This window comes from Pandoraea eparura, assembly GCF_902459725.1.
GTDB lineage: Bacteria > Pseudomonadota > Gammaproteobacteria > Burkholderiales > Burkholderiaceae > Pandoraea > Pandoraea eparura.
On record NZ_CABPSH010000030.1, the window covers coordinates 1 to 1,874 of the forward strand.

General features: G+C 53.0%; 1 tRNA gene and 1 rRNA gene. Both read right to left on the reverse strand.

The annotated features are described in order from the left end of the window. Position 1 precedes the first annotated feature (1 nt). Positions 2-78: transfer RNA gene (locus PEP31012_RS23465), tRNA-Ile, on the reverse strand. A gap of 64 nt (positions 79-142) precedes the next feature. After that, positions 143-1,675 (reverse strand): 16S ribosomal RNA (locus PEP31012_RS23470). Positions 1,676-1,874 lie beyond the last annotated feature (199 nt).

Genomic DNA, 1,874 nt, shown 5'->3' on the forward strand with positions numbered 1-1,874 from the left:
TTGGTGGGTCTGGAAGGACTTGAACCTTCGACCCCCGCCTTATCAAGACGGTGCTCTAACCACCTGAGCTACAGACCCGACTTAGATCTACGCAGTCAACAACCGATAAGCGTGAACACTCAACTTCCAGTGCATGCTCTAGAAAGGAGGTGATCCAGCCGCAGGTTCCCCTACGGCTACCTTGTTACGACTTCACCCCAGTCATGAATCCTGCCGTGGTAAGCGCCCTCCTTACGGTTAGGCTACCTACTTCTGGCAAAACCCACTCCCATGGTGTGACGGGCGGTGTGTACAAGACCCGGGAACGTATTCACCGCGACATGCTGATCCGCGATTACTAGCGATTCCAGCTTCACGCAGTCGAGTTGCAGACTGCGATCCGGACTACGATCGGTTTTCTGGGGTTAGCTCCACCTCGCGGTTTGGCAGCCCTCTGTACCGACCATTGTATGACGTGTGAAGCCCTACCCATAAGGGCCATGAGGACTTGACGTCATCCCCACCTTCCTCCGGTTTGTCACCGGCAGTCTCCCTAGAGTGCTCTTGCGTAGCAACTAAGGACAAGGGTTGCGCTCGTTGCGGGACTTAACCCAACATCTCACGACACGAGCTGACGACAGCCATGCAGCACCTGTGTTACGGTTCTCTTTCGAGCACTCCCACCTCTCAGCAGGATTCCGTACATGTCAAGGGTAGGTAAGGTTTTTCGCGTTGCATCGAATTAATCCACATCATCCACCGCTTGTGCGGGTCCCCGTCAATTCCTTTGAGTTTTAATCTTGCGACCGTACTCCCCAGGCGGTCAACTTCACGCGTTAGCTTCGTTACTAAGGAAATGAATCCCCAACAACTAGTTGACATCGTTTAGGGCGTGGACTACCAGGGTATCTAATCCTGTTTGCTCCCCACGCTTTCGTGCATGAGCGTCAGTATTGGCCCAGGGGGCTGCCTTCGCCATCGGTATTCCTCCACATCTCTACGCATTTCACTGCTACACGTGGAATTCTACCCCCCTCTGCCATACTCTAGCCTTGCAGTCACGAATGCAGTTCCCAGGTTGAGCCCGGGGATTTCACATCCGTCTTACAAAACCGCCTGCGCACGCTTTACGCCCAGTAATTCCGATTAACGCTTGCACCCTACGTATTACCGCGGCTGCTGGCACGTAGTTAGCCGGTGCTTATTCTTCCGGTACCGTCATCCCCCCGAGGTATTAACCCAGAGGATTTCTTTCCGGACAAAAGTGCTTTACAACCCGAAGGCCTTCTTCACACACGCGGCATTGCTGGATCAGGCTTTCGCCCATTGTCCAAAATTCCCCACTGCTGCCTCCCGTAGGAGTCTGGGCCGTGTCTCAGTCCCAGTGTGGCTGGTCGTCCTCTCAGACCAGCTACAGATCGTCGCCTTGGTGAGCTTTTACCCCACCAACTAGCTAATCTGACATCGGCCGCTCTTGTAGCGCGAGGCCCGAAGGTCCCCCGCTTTCCTCCTCAGAGCGTATGCGGTATTAATCCGGCTTTCGCCGAGCTATCCCCCACTACAAGGTACGTTCCGATGTATTACTCACCCGTTCGCCACTCGCCACCAGGTGCAAGCACCCGTGCTGCCGTTCGACTTGCATGTGTAAGGCATGCCGCCAGCGTTCAATCTGAGCCAGGATCAAACTCTTCAGTTTAAACCTGTTACTGTTTTCGGTTTTTCGTGATAAATCACTCGAACCGGTCGCTCTCAAAGTATGCTGACAAGTTAATTTCTTAACTTACCTATTACTATGTGAGCCTCAATAAATTTAAAGCTTATCTGCCGAAGCAGACGCACCATTCATCGAGTGCCCACACTTATCGGTTGTCTAGTTTTTAAAGATCAATCGCATC